A 294-nucleotide genomic window follows, 5' to 3' on the forward strand; every position below is an offset into this window, starting at 1 on the left:
ATCGGCACTCCGTGTGTTCGGGCGCGCTCTAGCGCCAAGGTTGGTGTCAGGATTGGTTTGGGGGACTGGCCCCAGGCACGCCTAGAGCGTTTGCGCCTCGGCGACGGCAGTCGCGCTCTCGGCATAGGCCCAGTCGACGGCCTGCAGAACGTCATCGCATGTGGGGGCCGCCAGCATCCGCCGCTCGGCTTCCTGCCGGATGCCCTCGGTGCGCATAACCACCCAGTTTTCAAAGGCGACTTTTTGGCCAATCAGCGCCAGCTCGTCAGCCGTGGACATGCCGGAATATTTCAC

The 294-nt window shown here is 63.9% G+C and carries 1 protein-coding gene; it reads right to left on the minus strand.

Features of this window, described 5'->3' with window-relative positions; translation table 11 throughout:
- Nucleotides 1-81: 81 nt before the first annotated feature.
- On the minus strand, nucleotides 82-294 hold a 213-nt coding region (locus AB9F29_RS22220), incomplete at its 5' end, for a hypothetical protein (protein ID WP_369757290.1).

This window comes from Falsihalocynthiibacter sp. S25ZX9 (genome assembly GCF_041205405.1).
Classification (GTDB): Bacteria; Pseudomonadota; Alphaproteobacteria; order Rhodobacterales; family Rhodobacteraceae; genus Falsihalocynthiibacter; species Falsihalocynthiibacter arcticus.